16 protein-coding genes and 1 riboswitch are annotated in these 17617 nt (G+C 68.6%); of the genes, 9 read left to right on the top strand and 7 right to left on the bottom strand.

The window, feature by feature from the left end; genetic code table 11:
* Nucleotides 1-7: 7 nt before the first annotated feature.
* The 3 genes from cydB to hisC all read right to left on the bottom strand — a co-directional run bounded on the left by cydB (nt 8) and on the right by hisC (nt 3934).
* The gene (gene cydB / locus CFW40_RS18170; protein WP_088798892.1) at nt 8-1009 is read right to left on the bottom strand and encodes a cytochrome d ubiquinol oxidase subunit II; all 1002 of its coding nucleotides are present in this window, start codon (nt 1007-1009) and stop codon (nt 8-10) included.
* Nucleotides 1010-1018: 9 nt separating this feature from the next.
* On the bottom strand, nt 1019-2527 hold the full coding sequence (locus CFW40_RS18165) for a cytochrome ubiquinol oxidase subunit I (protein ID WP_088798891.1): 1509 nt from the start codon (nt 2525-2527) through the stop codon (nt 1019-1021).
* Between the two features lie 327 nt (nt 2528-2854).
* A complete protein-coding gene (gene hisC / locus CFW40_RS18160; protein WP_088798890.1) occupies nt 2855-3934 on the bottom strand; it encodes a histidinol-phosphate transaminase in 1080 nt (359 codons plus the stop codon).
* Between the two features lie 405 nt (nt 3935-4339).
* Between hisC and CFW40_RS18155 the strand changes: the two genes are divergently transcribed.
* The 3 genes from CFW40_RS18155 to CFW40_RS18145 all read left to right on the top strand — a co-directional run bounded on the left by CFW40_RS18155 (nt 4340) and on the right by CFW40_RS18145 (nt 7942).
* A complete protein-coding gene (locus CFW40_RS18155) occupies nt 4340-5440 on the top strand; it encodes a LacI family DNA-binding transcriptional regulator (RefSeq protein WP_088798889.1) in 1101 nt (366 codons plus the stop codon).
* A gap of 251 nt (nt 5441-5691) precedes the next feature.
* On the top strand, nt 5692-6819 hold the full coding sequence (locus CFW40_RS18150; RefSeq protein WP_371127287.1) for a metallophosphoesterase: 1128 nt from the start codon (nt 5692-5694) through the stop codon (nt 6817-6819).
* A 238-nt stretch (nt 6820-7057) separates the two neighbouring features.
* The gene (locus CFW40_RS18145) at nt 7058-7942 is read left to right on the top strand and encodes a hypothetical protein (protein ID WP_176956465.1); all 885 of its coding nucleotides are present in this window, start codon (nt 7058-7060) and stop codon (nt 7940-7942) included.
* Between the two features lie 170 nt (nt 7943-8112).
* On the opposite strand, the gene thiC is transcribed toward CFW40_RS18145, so the two are convergent.
* The gene (thiC, locus tag CFW40_RS18140; protein WP_088798886.1) at nt 8113-9897 is read right to left on the bottom strand and encodes a phosphomethylpyrimidine synthase ThiC; all 1785 of its coding nucleotides are present in this window, start codon (nt 9895-9897) and stop codon (nt 8113-8115) included.
* Nucleotides 9891-10047: riboswitch (TPP riboswitch) on the bottom strand. (Overlaps the previous gene by 7 nt.)
* Before the next feature lie 21 nt (nt 10048-10068).
* Here thiC and CFW40_RS18135 point away from each other — a divergent pair.
* The gene (locus tag CFW40_RS18135) at nt 10069-11517 is read left to right on the top strand and encodes a YibE/F family protein (RefSeq protein WP_088798885.1); all 1449 of its coding nucleotides are present in this window, start codon (nt 10069-10071) and stop codon (nt 11515-11517) included.
* A gap of 202 nt (nt 11518-11719) precedes the next feature.
* Here CFW40_RS18135 and CFW40_RS18130 read toward each other — a convergent pair whose 3' ends face one another.
* The 3 genes from CFW40_RS18130 to CFW40_RS18120 form a co-directional block, all read right to left on the bottom strand.
* Nucleotides 11720-12142 carry an SsgA family sporulation/cell division regulator gene (locus CFW40_RS18130; RefSeq protein ID WP_088798884.1) on the bottom strand — a complete coding sequence of 141 codons (423 nt, stop codon included), beginning with the start codon at nt 12140-12142 and terminating at the stop codon, nt 11720-11722.
* A gap of 742 nt (nt 12143-12884) precedes the next feature.
* The gene (locus tag CFW40_RS18125) at nt 12885-13109 is read right to left on the bottom strand and encodes a DUF5326 family protein (protein WP_088798883.1); all 225 of its coding nucleotides are present in this window, start codon (nt 13107-13109) and stop codon (nt 12885-12887) included.
* Between the two features lie 235 nt (nt 13110-13344).
* Nucleotides 13345-13662 carry a cupin domain-containing protein gene (locus CFW40_RS18120; RefSeq protein WP_088798882.1) on the bottom strand — a complete coding sequence of 106 codons (318 nt, stop codon included), beginning with the start codon at nt 13660-13662 and terminating at the stop codon, nt 13345-13347.
* 48 nt (nt 13663-13710) lie between these two features.
* Between CFW40_RS18120 and CFW40_RS18115 the strand changes: the two genes are divergently transcribed.
* The 5 genes from CFW40_RS18115 to CFW40_RS18095 all read left to right on the top strand — a co-directional run bounded on the left by CFW40_RS18115 (nt 13711) and on the right by CFW40_RS18095 (nt 17596).
* Nucleotides 13711-14088 carry a phage holin family protein gene (locus tag CFW40_RS18115; protein ID WP_086719046.1) on the top strand — a complete coding sequence of 126 codons (378 nt, stop codon included), beginning with the start codon at nt 13711-13713 and terminating at the stop codon, nt 14086-14088.
* 3 nt (nt 14089-14091) lie between these two features.
* Entirely contained in the window at nt 14092-14739 is a 648-nt protein-coding gene (locus CFW40_RS18110) for a low molecular weight protein-tyrosine-phosphatase (RefSeq protein ID WP_088798881.1), read from the top strand.
* Nucleotides 14736-15863 carry a cystathionine gamma-lyase gene (locus CFW40_RS18105; protein WP_088798880.1) on the top strand — a complete coding sequence of 376 codons (1128 nt, stop codon included), beginning with the start codon at nt 14736-14738 and terminating at the stop codon, nt 15861-15863. The genes CFW40_RS18110 and CFW40_RS18105 overlap by 4 nt, the downstream gene beginning before the upstream one ends.
* A gap of 308 nt (nt 15864-16171) precedes the next feature.
* Entirely contained in the window at nt 16172-17068 is an 897-nt protein-coding gene (locus CFW40_RS18100; protein ID WP_088798879.1) for a LysR family transcriptional regulator, read from the top strand.
* 48 nt (nt 17069-17116) lie between these two features.
* Complete coding sequence (locus CFW40_RS18095) at nt 17117-17596, top strand: NUDIX domain-containing protein (protein ID WP_088798878.1); 480 nt, start codon at nt 17117-17119, stop codon at nt 17594-17596.
* Nucleotides 17597-17617 lie beyond the last annotated feature (21 nt).

The following is a 17617-nucleotide window of genomic DNA, read 5'->3' as shown; positions in this document are numbered from 1 at the left end:
CGCTCAGCTAGTGGGCATCGGCGATGTGCTGGGTGCCGATGCGCTTGCGGAACACCCAGTACGTCCACCCTTGGTAGAGCATCACCAGCGGCGTGGCGAAACCCGCGCACCACGTGATGATCTTCAGGGTGTAGGGGCTGGACGAGGCATTGCTGACCGTGAGGCTCCAGCTTTCGTTCAGCGTCGAGGGCATGACGTTCGGGAAGAGCGTCAGGAACAGCATCGCAACCGCGGCCACGACCGTGATGCCGGAAAAGGCGAACGCCCAGCCCTCACGTCCGAGCTTGTTGGCCCCCAGCGCCGCGACCAGCGCGACCACCGCGACGATCATGACGATCAGGCTGGTGCCGTCGCCCTTGCCTTCCTGGGTCCAGCCGAGGAAGCCGACCACCGGCACCAGAGTGAGCACCCCGAGGACGGCCGCCACCCTGCGTGCCCGCTCCCGGATGTCGCCCGTCGTCTTGAGCGAGGCGAACACCGCACCGTGGAAGGTGAACAGCGTCAGCGTGACCAGCCCGCCCAGAATCGCGTACGGGTTCAGCAGGTCGAGAACGCTCCCCACATATTCCTTGTGAGCGTCGATCTTGACGCCGTGCACGAGGTTGCCGAACAGGACGCCCCAGAGCACCGCGGGCAGCAGCGAGGCCCAGAAGATCGCGTTTTCCCAGTTCCGCTGCCAGTGCTCCTCGGTCCGCTTGTGGCGGTATTCGAAGGCGACGCCCCGCACGATCAGGCACACCAGGATCAGCAGCAGCGGCAGATAGAAGCCGGAGAAGAGCGTGGCGTACCAGTCGGGGAAGGCGGCGAAGGTCGCACCGGCCGCGCTGATCAGCCAGACCTCGTTGCCGTCCCAGACCGGGCCGATGGTGTTGATCAGTACGCGCTTCTCCCGCCGGTCGCGGGCGAGAAGCTTGGTGTGGATACCGATCCCGAAGTCGAACCCTTCGAGGAAGAAGTACCCGGTCCAGAAGACGGCGATAAGGACGAACCAGACGTCGTGGAGTTGCACAGTCGCCTCCTAGTACGAGAAGGCCATCGGCCGGTCGGCGTCCGTGCTGTCGCCGCCGATCTTGGTGGGCGGGTTGAGGTCGGAGTCGGTGAGCTCCTGCGGTCCGGCCTTGATGTACTTCACCAGCAGCTTGACCTCGACCACGGCGAGGATCGCGTAGAGCGCGGTGAAGACGATCATCGAGGTCAGCACCTCGCCCTGCGAGACGCCCGGGGACACCGCGTCCGAGGTACGCAGCACGCCGTAGACGACCCAGGGCTGGCGGCCCATCTCGGTGAAGATCCAGCCCCACGAGTTCGCGATGAGCGGGAAGCCGAGGGTGACGAAGGCGAGCGACCAGTACCACTTGCTCAGCCGGGCACCGAGCACCTTGTTCTTGGTGAGCGCGAGGTGCGGTGGCTCCTCGTCTCCCGTCCGCAGCCCCGGAGCCAGCCAGAACTTCTTACGGGTGAGCCAGAGCCCGGCGAGCCCGATGGCGAAGGACGACATACCGAAGCCGATCATCCAGCGGAAGCCCCAGTAGGCGACCGGGATGTTGGGCCGGTAGTCGCCGGGCCCGAACTTCTGCTGCTCGGACTTGTTGACGTCGTTGATGCCGGGGACCGGCGAGCTGAAGTCGTTGTGCGCGAGGAAGGACAGCAGGCCGGGTATCTCGATGGCGACCGTGTTGTGCCCCTTGTCGACATCGCCGTAGGCGAAGACCGAGAACGGCGCAGGCTCTTCCTTGTCCCACAGCGCCTCGGCCGCGGCCATCTTCATCGGCTGCTGCTTGAACATGACCTTGCCGAGCGAGTCACCGCTGACCGCGGTGAGGATGCCCGAGATGACCAGCGTGATCAGCCCGAGCCGCAGCGACGTCCGCATGACCTTGATGTGCTTCTTGCGCATCAGATGGAAGGCGGCGATACCGACCATGAACGCAGCGCCGGTGAGGAAGGCCGCGGTCAGCGTGTGGAAGGCGACGACCAGGGTGGTGTCCTGGGTCAGCACCTTCCAGAAGTCCGTCAGCTCGGCACGGCCGTTCGCGGCGTTGTACTTGTAGCCGACCGGGTGCTGCATCCAGGAGTTCGCCGCGAGGATGAAGTACGCCGACAGGAGCGTGCCGATCGAGACCATCCACATGCAGAAGCAGTGGATCTTCTTCGGCAGCTTGTCCCAGCCGAAGATCCACAGGCCGATGAAGGTCGACTCGAAGAAGAACGCGATGAGCGCCTCGAAGGCCAGCGGGGCGCCGAAGACGTCCCCGACGAACCGCGAGTAGGCGGACCAGTTCATCCCGAACTGGAACTCCTGGACGATGCCGGTGACGACCCCCATCGCGATATTGATCAGAAACAGCTTGCCCCAGAACTTGGTGGCCTTGAGGTACTTCTCCTTGCCCGTGCGTACCCATGCGGTCTCGAGTCCGGCCACCAGAGCGGCGAGGGAGATCGTCAGGGGGACGAACAGGAAGTGGTAGACGGTGGTGATGCCGAATTGCCATCGCGCCAGAGTCTCTGGCGCCAACGCCAGTTCCATGCCGTGCTCCTTACGTCGCCGTTGCACTACGGCAATGCCCTGTATGCGCCACATAAAGTGGCCCATACGGGACGCGCTTGTGAACGCGTTCACATTCACAAGCAATTATCTCCTATGCGTCTCAGCCATTTCTGCCGGGGGGGTACGTGACCGCGGTCACGCCTGCCCGTCGGCCGCCACTACGCCCTTCACCTGCCACGATGCCGGTCCGCACCGACGGCGGGCGGGGCACCCCGGCACCCGTCCGCAGCGGCGAGAAAGCGCGCCTCACGCACAAGGCCGCGGGTCAGCAGACCCACGGCCTCGACACACCCGTCCGACGGCGGGTTACAGCGCCTTGCGGAACTCCTCAGCGGCCTGCAGGAACAGGTCCATCGCCGGGCCCTCGCCGATCGTCACCCGTACGCCCTCGCCGGGGAACGGCCGCACGACCACACCGGCCCGCTCGCAGGCCGCCGCGAAGTCGGTCGTCCGGTCCCCCAGCCGCAACCAGACGAAGTTCGCCTGCGATTCGGGGACCGTCCAGCCCTGCCCCAGCAGAGCGTCCACCACCCGCGCCCGCTCGGCCACCAGGGCGTCGACCCGCTCCAGCAGCGCCGCCTCGCTGCGCAGCGACGCCACCGCCGCCTCCTGCGCCAGCTGGCTCACCCCGAACGGCACCGCCGTCTTGCGCAGCGCCGCGGCCACCGGCTCATGGGCCACCGCAAAGCCGACCCGCAGGCCCGCCAGGCCGTACGCCTTGGAGAAGGTGCGCAGCACACACACATTGGGGCGGTCGCGGTAGAGCTCGATGCCGTCCGGCACCTGGGGATCGCGCACGAACTCGCAGTACGCCTCGTCCAGCACCACCAGCACATCACTCGGCACCCGGTCCAGGAAGGACTCCAGCTCCGCACGGCGGACAACGGTGCCGGTGGGGTTGTTGGGGTTGCAGACAAAGATCAACCGAGTCCGGTCGGTGACCGCGGCGAGCATGGCGTCCAGGTCGTGCACCTCACCGGAGGTCAGCGGGACCTGCACGGACGTGGCGCCGGAGACCTGGGTGACGATCGGGTAGGCCTCGAACGACCGCCAGGCGTAGATCACTTCATCGCCGGGCCCGGCCGTCGACTGGACCAGCTGCTGGGCCACTCCGACCGATCCGGTGCCGGTCGCCAGGTGCTCCAGGGGCACCGAGAACCGCTCGGACAGCTCCGCCATCAGGCCCGTGCAGGCCATGTCGGGGTAACGGTTGAAGGCGCCGGCGGCGGTCACCGCGCTCTCCAGGACACCCGGCAGCGGCGGATAGGGGTTCTCGTTGGAGGACAGCTTGTACGTGACGGGGCCGCCGGCCGTCGCCGGCCGGCCCGGCTTGTAGGTGGGGATGCCGTCCAGCGCAGCACGCAGCTTCGGGGTCTTCTCGCTCACCGCAGGTCCTCCTCGACCGTCCTGCCTCTTCTCCAATACTGCACACCTTATGAGGATTGACCCGTCCGGCGGCAGCCCCCGGCCCGCCGCCCGACCCGCCCACACGCTCGGTCCGGCACCGGGGAGGCCCCGCGCGGAGCCTCCAGGGGGCGCCGTCCGGTTCGACGTGCGCCGGTGGCTCACTCCGTGGCGCGCGTCCCCCGTCAAGGTGACTTGAGGCCACTTCGAGACCCGAACCGATCGACAGGCAAACGCGCCATCTCTCCCACGAAATGATCACCCAGTGCGCCAACTTCCTTTGCTTCCATGAGAATTGAGCGCTTCCAGCCGTGCAGAAACGTACCTCTCCACAGCCATCACCCAAGCCCCGCGAATGGCCCTCATGAGCCCTACTATCGGCTCGCCATGACAGCAGCAGGGAAGCATCAGGTGAGCCGGTCGACCGGTCGCCGGCTGGGGCGGGCGGGCATCCGGGACGTGGCCGCCGCAGCCGGGGTGTCGATCACGACTGTCTCCGACGCGCTCAACGGCAAGGGCCGGCTTCCGGACGCCACCCGTAGCCATGTCCGCGAGGTGGCCGACCGGCTGGGTTACCGCCCGTCCGCAGCCGCCCGCACCCTCCGTACGGGCAAGTCGGGGCTCCTCGGCCTGACCGTGACCACGTACGGGGATGAACCTTTCACCTTCACCGAGTTCGCGTACTTCGCCGAGATGGCCAGAGCGGCCACCTCCGCGGCCCTGGCCCGGGGCTATGCGCTGGTCATCCTCCCCGCGACCTCCCGCCACGACGTGTGGTCCAACGTCGCCCTGGACGGCACCGTCGTCATCGACCCCGCCGACGGCGACCCCGTCGTCACCGAGCTCGTCCGGCACGGCATCCCCGTCGTCTCCGACGGCCGCCCCGGCGGCACGCTGCCCGTCACCGGCTGGGTCGACAACGATCACGAGGCGGCCGTCCTCGGTCTGCTCGACCATCTCGCCGACGCCGGCGCCCGTCGCATCGGCCTGCTCACGGGCAACACCACCGACACCTACACCCGCCTGTCGACCACCGCCTATCTGCACTGGTGCGAGCGGGTCGGCCAGGACCCGGTGTATGAGTCCTACCCGGCACACGACCCGTGCGCCGGGGCCGTCGCCGCCGACCGGCTGCTGGCCCGCCCGGACCGCCCGGACGCCGTCTACGGGCTCTTCGACCCCAACGGCACGGACCTGCTCGCCGCCGCCCGGCGCTACGGCCTGAGAGTGCCGGAGGACCTGCTGCTGGTCTGCTGCAGCGAGTCCACCCTCTATGCCGCCACCGAGCCGCCCGTCACCACGCTGTCCCTCAAACCGCGCCGCATCGGCACCGCCGTCGTACAGATCCTCATCGACGCCATCGAAGGGCTCGACAACGGCCGGCCCGTCGAACAGGTGATACCGACCGATCTGATCGTCCGGGCCTCGTCGCAGCGGCGTCCCCCGAGAACGACCATCAGCCCACCGCGAGGGCCCACCGGCGACTGAGCGTGCTCCCACATACGAGCGACGGCGTGATCACTTCTACGAGGAAAAAACAGGGCGATCCCGGGATAAATCCGCTGCGAATGCCGGGCTTCGGAGGATTGATCACCCCCGGGTGCGTCACAACCCGCGATCGGCATTCCTATGATGGGCGCACGACACCGCGGACCGCCGTCGACCAGGCAAAGGTCCGAGAGGTGCACGGCGGCGCGACGGTGGAGGGGTCGATGACTCAGGGGGCCAGTCAGGGACCCATGGTGTGGACCATGGCGGGAGAAACTCCGGCGGCGCTTCCGCCGCCAGGAGTTCCCTCCGGCGCGTCCGCCGGGTCCCCCGTGCCGCCTGCCGGCCCGCCGCTCCACCTGCCCGCCGGCACCCCGGCCGCGCCTCCCGCCGCATCCCCCGTGGTGCCGTCTGCCGCGCCGCCCGCCGAGCTGCCCGAGGAGTACACCCCGACCGCGCGTGACCTCCCGGTCATCGAGCCCGACCGCACGGACACCCTCATCGACCACCCCGCCGTCGTCCCGGTGCCCGAACCGGCCCAGGACCCCGACGCGCCCGAGGGCATGGGGCCGCTGTATGTCGTCGGCGATGTGCACGGCTACTACGACGAGTTGCGTGAGGCGCTGGCCGCCGAGGGCCTGATCGACGCCGACGGCAACTGGGCGGCCGGCAATGCCCGGCTCTGGTTCCTCGGTGACTTCACCGACCGCGGCCCGGACGGCATCGGCGTCATCGACCTCGTCATGCAGCTCTCCGCCGAGGCCGCGGCGGCCGGCGGCTACTGCAAGGCCCTGATGGGCAACCACGAACTCCTGCTGCTGGGGGCCAAGCGGTTCGGCGACACCCCCGTACAGTCCGGCGCGGGCACCGCCTCCTTCCAGGCCGCCTGGCTCCTCAACGGCGGCCAGAAGACCGATATGGACCGCCTGGAGGACCACCACCTCCAGTGGATGGCCCGCCTGGACGCCGTGATGGAGGAGGACGGGCATCTGCTCGTGCACTCCGACACCACTGCCTACCTCGAATACGGCGACTCCATCGAGGCCGTCAACGACACCGTCCACGACGTGCTCACCCGCAGCGACGCGGACGAAGTCTGGGATCTGTTCCGCAAGTTCACCAAACGCTTCGCCTTCCGCGACGAGGACGGCTCGGCCGCCGTACGCGAACTCCTCGATGCCTATGGCGGCGACCGCGTCGTACACGGCCACAGCCCGATCCCCTATCTGCTGGGCGAGGTCGGCACCGAGGAGGGCGAGAGCGAAAGCGTGGCGGTCGACGGTCCGCATGTCTACGCGGACGGTCTGGCCATCGCCATGGACGGCGGTATCACCATGGCCGGAAAGCTTTTGGTCGTTCAACTTCCGCTGGCCGGCTGAACGTTATCGGGGCAGGCGTACGGAAGGACGGACGGCGGGCGGACGTCTGCGGACGGCACACCGCAGGGTCGGCACGGGCGGAAACCGGTCGCGGCATTACTCAAATTCCGTAAACTCTCTGTCACCCCGCGCCGCAGTCGCTCTACCATCGGACTATCCGTAGCAGGCTCTCCTCCGTTTCCGCCCACTGCCCGGCCAACGCCGGCCGTACGGCCCTACGGAGCATCGGGGGATCCACATGAACAGCGCTCCGCACCTGCTGAACGAGGACCGCGCGGAATTTGCGCGGATCCTTGATGAGGCGCTGCGTACCGCCGCATACCGCCCGGACGACTTCACCGCCGCCGCGGGAAATCACCTCAACAACGAGCAGTTGCGCACGATGGCGCTCAGCGCGACCACCGCCATCGCCGCGTGCGCCACGGCCGAATACCAACGCTATGTACAGCTCCGCGCCGAGTGGCGCGCGCCGACGCCCGCGTCGTCCCCCGTCCCGGCGGACGACGGAGAGCAGAGCCTGGCGGCCGACGGGAGACCGGGACCGGCCACCGCCATGGCCCCGGGCGAGGCCGAAACCGCCGGCGCCGGGCTCACCGCCATGGTCGCCGTCCTCGCGCCCGTCCTCGCCGGGATCGCCGCGGTGCTCTTCCTCCTCATCGGTTATGTGCTGCGCGCCATCAGCCCCGACAAGTCCTTGGCGCAGCCACTGATCAACGTCGGCTGGATCTTCGCGGCACTGACCGCCGCGGGGACCCTTGTCGCGATGGCCGGACTCCTCATCACCGCGGTGCGCAACGGCTCGTCCCCCCAGGTCGCCAGAGCCGACGAACTGGGCGAGGCGCTGGACGACGCCCGTGAGGTGTGGCGCCGCGCCCTCCTGGAGCGCGGTGTGCTGCCCTTTCTCCGTGAGGCCCTGGCCGACCCCACGGCCACTCCGGACGACGACCCGGTCCGCTATGTCCCGCGTCGCACCCCACCACCCGAGAGGCGGATCCCCACCCTCGGCTACACCCGCCCCGAGTTCACCAGCCCCGACAGCGGCTCCTCGGGTTCCCGCCCGCGCTACTCCAGCCCGGACTTCACCAGCCCGGATTACGGGGGACCGGACCACCGGACGGATTAGGGGGTGGCGGGCCGGCGCCCTGAGGGGCACCGGAGGGCGCGCATCGCCGCACCGTGGGCAGGCGGAAGGCCCCCGCCTTGCGGTGGGGGCCTTCTTCCAGAGGCGGCCGAAGGAGCGACGTCCGGGGGGCCGAAGGAGCGAGGACCGAGGGAACGCCGTCCGAAGGCGGGCTACTCCGCGAGTGGCAGATATACGCGGTTGCCCGCGGCCGCGAACTCCTTCGACTTCTCGGCCATTCCGGCCTCGGGGTCGATCGCCAGATCACCCCCGTGTTCACGGCGGATGTCCTGGCTGATCTTCATCGAGCAGAACTTCGGGCCGCACATCGAGCAGAAGTGGGCCGTCTTCGCCGGCTCGGCGGGCAGCGTTTCGTCGTGGAAGGCGCGGGCCGTGTCCGGGTCGAGGGCCAGGTTGAACTGGTCCTCCCAGCGGAACTCGAAGCGGGCATCGGAGAGCGCGTCATCCCATTCCTGGGCGCCCGGGTGCCCCTTGGCCAGGTCTGCCGCATGAGCCGCGATCTTGTACGTGATGACGCCGGTCTTGACGTCGTCGCGGTCCGGGAGGCCCAGATGCTCCTTGGGCGTGACGTAGCAGAGCATGGCGGTGCCCCACCACGCGATCATCGCCGCTCCGATACCGGAGGTGATGTGGTCGTAGGCGGGGGCGATATCGGTGGTCAGCGGGCCGAGCGTGTAGAACGGGGCCTCCTCGCAAATCTCCTGCTGGAGGTCGATGTTCTCCTTGATCTTGTGCATCGGGACGTGTCCCGGGCCCTCGATCATCGTCTGCACGCCATGCCGCTTGGCGATGGTGTTCAGCTCACCGAGCGTCCGCAGCTCCGCGAACTGCGCCTCGTCGTTGGCGTCCGCGATGGACCCGGGGCGCAGGCCGTCACCGAGCGAGTAGGTGACGTCGTACGAGGCAAGGATTTCGCAGAGCTCCTCGAAGTGCGTGTAGAGGAACGACTCCTTGTGGTGTGCCAGGCACCAGGCCGCCATGATCGAGCCGCCGCGCGAGACGATGCCGGTCTTACGGCGGGCCGTCAGGGGCACGTAACGGAGCAGCACACCGGCGTGCACCGTCATGTAGTCGACGCCCTGTTCGGCCTGCTCGATGACGGTGTCCTTGTAGATCTCCCAGGTCAGCTCCTCGGCCTTGCCGTCGACCTTCTCCAGCGCCTGGTAGAGGGGCACGGTGCCGATGGGGACGGGGGAGTTGCGCAGCACCCACTCGCGGGTGGTGTGGATATTGCGCCCGGTGGAGAGGTCCATGACCGTGTCGGCGCCCCAGCGAGTCGCCCAGGTCATCTTCTCCACCTCCTCCTCGATGGAGGAAGTGACCGCCGAATTACCGATGTTGGCATTCACCTTCACCAGGAAGTTCTTGCCGATGATCATCGGCTCGATCTCCGGGTGGTTGATGTTCGACGGCAGCACCGCGCGTCCGGCCGCGATCTCGTCGCGGACGAATTCGGGGGTGACGTTCTCACGGAGGGCGACATACTCCATCTCTGCGGTGATCTCGCCGCGCTGCGCATAGGCGAGCTGGGTGACCGCGGCGCCGTCACGGCCGCGACGCGGCTGGCGGGGGCGGCCTGGGAAGACCGCGTCGAGGTTCTTGAGCCCGCCGCGCGGCGAGGTGTGTTTGAGGCCGTCGTCCTCGGGCCGCGGGGGGCGCCCCGCGTACTCCTCGGTGTCGCCGCGGGCGATGATCCAGTTCTCCCGCAGCGGCGCCAGACCACGACGGACGTCGGTATCGATCTGCGGATCGGTGTACGGCCCTGACGTGTCGTAGAGCGTCACGTCCTTGCCGTTGGTGAGGTGCACCCGCCGGACCGGGACCCGAACATCCGGGCGCGATCCGGAGACATAGCCCTTGTGCCAGCCGATCTGCGGCTCACTGCTGCCGCCGGCACCGTTTCCGTTTTCGGGCGTGCGTGCATCCTGCAGAGTCATGAGACCCAACTCCCTACGCCGGCATTACCCGGTAACAGGTTCAGCGGTCGACGCAGCGGATTTCGTCCATGGGCGTTTCACGTGAAACGCCGCCGGGACGAAGGTCAGCGCCCTCTCAGCCCGGTGCTCCGAGCTCCCGCGATTGCAAAGGTGGCACCACGGTAGCGGCCGATGCGCCGGAGTGAACAGGGGGCCCCGAGTTCTTGCAATGATCGGGCGGTGAGCACTCACGAGTCCCGCCACCCTGCCGCCGTGCACTCACACGCGCACGGCCATGGCCCTGCCGCGCCCGTCTCCCGGCATCTGCGCCAGGTCATCGCGGCCGTACTGATCCCCTTTGCCGCCGCGGTGGCGGTCGGTCTGGTCGTGCTCTGGCCAGGCGGCGCGCCTCCCCACAAGCCGTCCGGTGTCGGCTTCGACCAGCCCACGGAGCAGGCCCGAGTCGTCAAAGTGGCGGAGGTGAACTGCGCGGACGTCCATGCCGAGCAGCAGCCCCCCTCTCCGACAGGACAGCCACCGGCCGGGGGAGAGACCAAGGGCAAGCCCTGTCAGCAGGCGACGATCAAGGTCACCACGGGAGAGAACGCCGGACGCACCTTCCAGGCGGTGGTGACGCCGGACGCCCTGCGGCACTACACCACCGGCCAGGAGGTGGTGGTGGCGTACTCCCCCAAGGCGCCGAAGGATTTGCAGTATGCGGTCAGCGATGTCGACCGGACCGTCCCGATGTGGGTACTGGCCGCCCTCTTCGCGTGCGCGGTGGTGATCGTCGGCCGACTGCGTGGAGTACTGGCACTGGTGGCGCTGGCGGCCAGCTTTGTGGTCCTGACGCTGTTCATCCTCCCGGCGATCCTGCAGGGTTCCAACCCGCTGGTGGTGGCAGTGGTCGGGGGAAGCGCGATCATGCTGATCGCGCTGTATCTGTGCCATGGCCTGACGGCCCGTACGTCGGTGGCCGTACTCGGCACGCTCGCCTCGCTGCTGCTGATCGGGCTGCTCGGGTCGGTGTTCATCAACTGGGCGCTGCTGACCGGCAATACGGACGATACGACGGGGCTGGTGCACGGCCTGTACCCCGACATCGAGATCCGCGGCCTGCTGCTCGCCGGGATCATCATCGGGTCGCTGGGTGTGCTCGACGATGTGACGGTGACGCAGACCGCCGCGGTCTGGGAACTCAAGGAGGCCGACCCGTCGGCCGGCTGGCGCAAGCTCTACGGCGCCGCGATGCGGATCGGCCGGGACCACATCGCGTCCGTCGTCAACACCCTTGTGCTGGCCTACGCGGGCGCCGCACTGCCCTTGCTTTTGCTGTTCTCGATCGCACAGAGCAGTGTCGGCACGGTTGCCACGAGCGAAGTGGTCGCGGAGGAGGTCATCCGCACCCTCGTGGGCAGCATCGGGCTGGTTGCCGCAGTGCCGCTGACGACGTTGCTGGCGGCACTGGTGGTCTCGGCGGACCGGAAGGGGCCGGGCACGCCGGGCGGCGACGGCGGGCCCGGAGCCGTCCGGCAATCCGGGGCGGATTCCGGGGCCGTGGTGGGCGCCGGCAAGCCGACGGGCGCCACGGAGAGCCGCACGAGCCGTCGCGGGGGACGCGGCAGGCGCCGTAAGCGGTGACGGGACGCAGGGACGGCTTCCGCCCCCTCCTCGGGCCGGTGCCGCGAGAGGTGCGGATGCGGACGGACTGACGGGCCGGCGGCTGGAGCACGGTGACAGGCAGGCGGCACGGACGGGCGGTACGGACAGGGGGAGGCACCGGGTATGCGGGTGGACCGGCGTACCCGTGGGGCGTCGGCGTGGACGGCGCGACCGGGGCGGGTCAGCCGGCCGGTGCCTCCGTGAGGATCCGGTCCAGTACGGCCTCCAGGGTGTCGCAGACCTCTTCCTTGCCCAGAGGTACGAGCCGGTCCGTACGGTCGAGGAAGGCGACCAGCGGAGCCGCGCTGACCCGGAACAGCGCGCGTTCGGCGCCGACTTGAAGGCTGATGAAGACATCACTGAGGTGCGCGGGGGAGGCCGGCTCGATACGCACATCCCCCTCACCGGACGGCCGGCTCAGCCCGTCCAGCAGTAGCTCTCGACCGAACGCCCAGGTCACGGGCGCGTCGCCGGGCAGATCGAAGGTGAGGCGGACGGCGTACGGATCGGCGCTGGCGAAGTCCAGCTCCACCGGAATCCGGAACGCGAGCTCCTCCGAAACGACGAAGCTCATGATCACTTCTGCCTGAACTGTGTCGGTCATCAACCACTGCCCCGCACTTGATCGGAGATGGCCGGGAAACATCCCCGTGGCCCTATTGGCGCCATCGTCTGCCACGCGCAAGCAGATCACAAGGAGTGAGTTTTCAGATACTGACAGAGAAGGCGAGTGTCGTTAGTGTCGCCTCCGCCATTTTTCGTAGTCGGTCTGTAACGGACCGCAATCGATGCAGTTCGTCCGCAGGCGGGGATCCTCCGACACTGGGGCGACCACCTCGACCTGGGCGGGGAAGGGCACTCGCGCCGTGCCCAGGGCATATTTCCGATGCGCGAAAGCCCGATGATTACCACGCACCGTATCCGCAGGGTGCAGCAATTCGTCCGCAGATCGCACGGAAAGGGCGATATCTACTGGACAGCATGGCGTGCCGACCGCTCTCCGCTTGATACCTCGTCAAACCGTGCGAGCAGATATTGCCCGATCGCGTGTCCGGGTGTGGTGGCACGGAAGCCCGCTTACGACTTCACCTGTGGCCGCAGCCGCGGTGAGCGGCCGCCGGCGTCCCGACATCACCCTCCCGGTGGGACGGCGAAGTAGACGGCGGGGCCGGCCCGGGCGCGCCACGGCCCGCCTTCGCAGACCTGGCGAGCTTCCTGCGGGCGCCCGGCTCCGGGCCGGACGCCCGCAAGGGCAGCAGGCGGATTCGCTGTTCACGATGGCAATACCGCACGCCCGAGTCCGCTCACAGCGGGGCGCGGGCGCCGGCCGACGGGCAGCCTGCCGCTTACCAGTCACTCTTCGACGTGGACGAGGAAGAGCCACTGGCCCTGCGGACGAGGTAGATGACTCCGGCGATCAGGGCTGCCGCTATGAGGACCTTGAACAGCACGCCGATCAGGAAGCCGAGCGCGGTGGTGATCAGTCCGCCGAAGACGACGATCAGAACGACGGGCACCACGACCCAGGTGACCCACCACGGAAGTCCTGCGAATATCCCCTTACCAGCCACTGCTCTGCCCTGCTTTCTGTCTGTCGCGCTGTCGCTGTCCGTACCGCGCCATCCGTCGGCTGTGCCGTTTGCCGCAGTGGTGATGCCGTCCGCGTGCGGCCTGTCTGTTGCCTTGTTGCCTCACACCTTCGGGTTCCCCTGCACCAACGATGCTAGGACGCGTACCGCGGCCGTGGGGGCTTCGCAGCCCTGGCCCTTCCCTGACCCTTCCCCTACGGGTTCCGGGGCCAGGCCCTTAGCTCTCAGGAGGAGAGAAGACCACCATCACCCGGAGATCCTCGCTGATGTGATGGAACTTATGGGGCACCCCGGCCGGCACGTAGACCACACTGCCCCGGGCCACCGACTGGGTCTCTGTCCCGACGGTGATCGCCGCCCGGCCGCTGACCACGAGATACACCTCGTCCTGGGCGTGCGGCTGCTGCGGATCGATGCTGCCGGCGTCCAGTGCGTACAGCCCGACCGACATGTTGCGTTCCCGGAGGAACTGCAGATACGCGCCGTCGTTCGCGGCCCGTTCCGCTTCCAGCTCATCCAGTCTGAAAGCCTTCATGCCGATCGTCCCCTCTGATGATTCAGACTCGTCTGCGACGATCTCACCATGAAGCATTTTCTGGTCAAGACGATCGCCAATGCCGCGGCGCTTGCCGTGGCCATCTGGCTGCTCAAGGACATCACGCTCACCGGTGAGAACACCGGCCGCAAGATACTCACTCTGATCCTGGTCGCGCTGATCTTCGGGCTGGTCAATTTCCTGGTCAAGCCCGTGGTGAAGCTGCTGTCCTTCCCGCTGTTCATCCTCACGCTCGGCCTGATCACACTGGTCGTGAATGCGCTGATGCTGCTGCTGACCTCCTGGCTCGCCGGCAAGGCCGACCTCGCCTTCCATGTGGACGGCTTCTGGACGGCCCTGCTCGGCGGCGTGATCATCTCCATCGTCGCCTGGGCGATGCATGTGATCCTTCCCGACGAGGACTGATCCTTGACCGCCCCCTTCCGTATCTGCTTCGCCTGCACCGGCAACATCTGCCGGTCGCCGATGGCGGAGGCCGTCTTCCGCGCCCGACTCGCGGAAGACGGCCTCGACGGCCTGGTCGAGGTCGACAGCGCGGGGACCGGCGGCTGGCACGAGGGCGAGGGAGCCGATCCGCGCACGGACGCCGTGCTGCGCGCGGGCGGCTATGAACACGTCCACGCTGCCCGGCAATTCCACACCTCCTGGTTCGACCACCTCGACCTGGTCATTGCGCTCGACTCCGGCCACCTGCGCGAGCTGCGCGCCCTGGCCCCGACCGCGCAGGACGCCGCAAAGATCCACCTGCTGCGCTCGTACGGGCCGGGCACGGCGGCGGACACCGTCACGGGACCGCCGCCCGGCCTCGGCACCAGCAACGACCTCGCCACCGCCGACGGCCTCGACGTGCCCGATCCGTACTACGGCGGTATCGCCGGTTTCGAGGAGTGCCTGGAGATGATCGAGGCGGCGAGCGACGGCCTGCTGGTGGCGGTACGGGCCGCGATCATGTCCCGTACGGCGGTCACCGCTCCGGCTCGCGGGTATGCCCCCGGCCGACCCCGGACGCAGGGGCCTCACCAGCAGCATCCGCCGCAGCGAAAGGAGAGCGCATGACCGGCGACGGCACCCGCGCCGTGCGCGCCGGGCTTCCCGAGCCCGAGGCCCATGAGCCCACCCTCCCGGGGCCGGTGTTCGCGGCGCACTATCACCTCCCCGGCGATGCCGTCGGCCCGTACACGTACGGCCGCGACGCCAACCCGACCTGGACCCGTCTGGAACAGGCCATCGGCGAGCTCGAGTCACCGGACGAAAGCACCCATACCGTTGCCTTCGCCTCCGGGATGGCCGCGATCACCGCGGTCCTCTTCTCCCATCTGAGCTCCGGCGACGCCGTGGTGCTCCCCAGCGACGGATACCAACTGCTGCCCGCCGTCCGCACGCGCCTGGAGAGCTACGGAATCGAGGTCCGTACCGCTCCGACCGCACACGACGCACAACTCGACGCGCTGGACGGCGCCCGGCTGCTGTGGATTGAAACGCCCTCCAACCCCGGCCTCGATGTCTGCGACATCCGGCGGCTGGCCGACGAAGCACACCGGCGCGGTGCGCTGGTGGCCGTCGACAACACCCTCGCCACCCCGCTCGGCCAGCGGCCGCTCGACCTCGGCGCGGACTTCTCGGTCGCGAGCGGCACCAAGGCACTGACCGGTCACGGCGACGTCCTGCTGGGGTACGCCAGCACCCGCGATGCCACGCTGGCCGATTCCGTACGACTGTGGCGCAAGACGGTGGGCGCGATCCCCGGCCCGATGGAGAGCTGGCTCGCACATCGTTCGCTGGCCACCCTCGCGCTGCGCGTCCGCCAGCAGTCGGAGGGTGCCCTGGCACTGGCCACGGCGCTGACCGACCGCCCCGAGGTCACCGGCCTGCGCCACCCCGGCCTCCCCTCCGATCCGTCCCACGAGCTCGCCGCCCGGCAGATGCGCCCGGGCCGTTTTGGCTCCGTGGTGTCCTTCGTCCTGCCCGACAAGGCCCACGCGGAGCGGTTCCTGGCCGCACTGGCCCTGGTGGACGATGCGACAAGTTTTGGAGGCGTACGGTCCAGCGCCGAGCGACGGGCCCGCTGGGGCGGCGATGCCGTGCCGGAGGGCTTTATCCGCTTCTCGGTCGGCATCGAGGAGCCGGAGGATCTGGTCGCGGACGTCATCCGGGCGCTGAGCGCGGCCGCACAGAACTGACCGGACGGCCGGTGTGACCCAAAGCCGCGGGACGAGTCGAACAGACAGGGCGCGCCCCGGCCCGAGGTGCGGAAGCGGCATGAAGTAGGCCGGCAGGGCATCCCCCCTCGTCACCCTGCCGGCCTGCGGTTCCCCATGGCCCCGAGTCCACGCGTTTCACGTGAAACCAAATGTTCCACGTGAAACGAACCGCTCGAACAAGGCTAGTTGACTGAGCGTCATTGTCCAATCACGCTAGCGACACAGCCCTATCGACAAATTTATAGTTGGCCCGCGACCAGGCTTCCGAGAGGCGCAGGAGGTACGCGATGGATCTGGCTCTGCTGCGCACCTTCGTCACCGTGCACCGAGCCGGCTCCTTCACTCGCGCCGCGGCATTACTCGGCCTCTCCCAGCCCGCGGTGACCAGCCAGATCCGGGCCCTGGAACGCCAGTTGGGCCGCCCTCTCTTCCTCCGCTGCGCCCGTGGCGTCACCCCCACCACCATCGGCGAGGAACTCGCCCACAAAGTGGCACCGCACCTGGATGCGCTCACCGAGATCACAGAGGCCGGCCTGGACCGTGACTCCGTCACCCGCACTCTCCATCTGGCGGGGCCCCCGGAGTTCCTTTCCGAGCGCGCGCTCCCGGCACTCACCCCGCTGATCGCCCAGGGCCTGTCCATACGGACCGCCTTCGGCCCCGCGGAGGAGCTGCTGACCGGACTGGCGGCCGGCCACCACGATCTGGCCGTCACCACCACCCGACCGCGCGGCGGGCTGCTCACCGCCACCCCGCTCTGCGACGAGGAGCATGTGCTGATCGCGACGCCGCAGTGGGCGGCCGAGCTGGGCGGGAGCGCCGCGCTGCAGGCCGGGGGAGTCCGCGTGCTGGATCCCGTGCCGCTCGTCGAGGTCCACGAAAGCCTGCCGCTGATCGCCCGTTACTGGTCTGCGGTCTTCGACGCCAAGCCCGCCGCCTCCGCCGCCGTGATCGCCGCGGACCTCCGGGCGGTGCTGTCCTGCGTGACGGCCGGTGTGGGGCTCGGGGTGCTGCCGCGCTACCTGTGCGCCGACGCACTGGACAGCGGCGAGGTCGTGGCCCTGCTCGACCCGCCGGTACCCCCGCTGCGGACGTACTTCTTGACCATACGGACCGGGACGCTCGGCCTTCCGCACATAGCCCGAGCACATGAGTGGCTGCTGCGCACCGCTGTCGACTGGTGACCGAGGGGCGTGGGTTTCACCGGGCCGTGACTGCGGCATCTGTCCCCTATGAACGTACGGCCAGTCGTCAAACGCACCGCCCGCGCGATTCTGCTCGACGGCGCGGACCTGGTTCTGATCAAGCGCACCAAGCCGGGCCGAGCCCCGTACTGGATCACTCCGGGCGGTGGCGTGGAGCCCGAGGACGCCACCGTCATCGACGCCCTCCACCGCGAACTGGACGAAGAGCTGGGCGCAAAGATCAAGGACGTGGTGCCGGTCTTCGTCGACACCGTCGAGCACTTCAGCGACGGCGGGGTGGACGGCGTGAAGGTCCAGCACTTCTTCGTCTGCCGGCTCGACTCGATGGACGTCTCCCGCCGGCACGGCCCCGAGGTCGAGGAACCCTGCGGGGAGTACGAGATCGTGCGGGTGCCCTTCACCCGTGTCGGCATCGCCTCCGTCGAGGTCGTGCCGCTGTCACTGCGGCACTACCTCGACGGCAACATCGAGGGCGTGCGGGCGATGCACGCCCCGGATCTGGGCTGAGCGGCATCCCGCACCCCCGCC

It is taken from the genome of Streptomyces sp. 2114.4, assembly GCF_900187385.1.
GTDB classification, from domain to species: Bacteria; Actinomycetota; Actinomycetes; order Streptomycetales; family Streptomycetaceae; genus Streptomyces; species Streptomyces mooreae.
The sequence above is the reverse complement of the archived record's forward strand: the minus strand, read 5'-3'. Positions and strand labels throughout refer to the sequence as shown.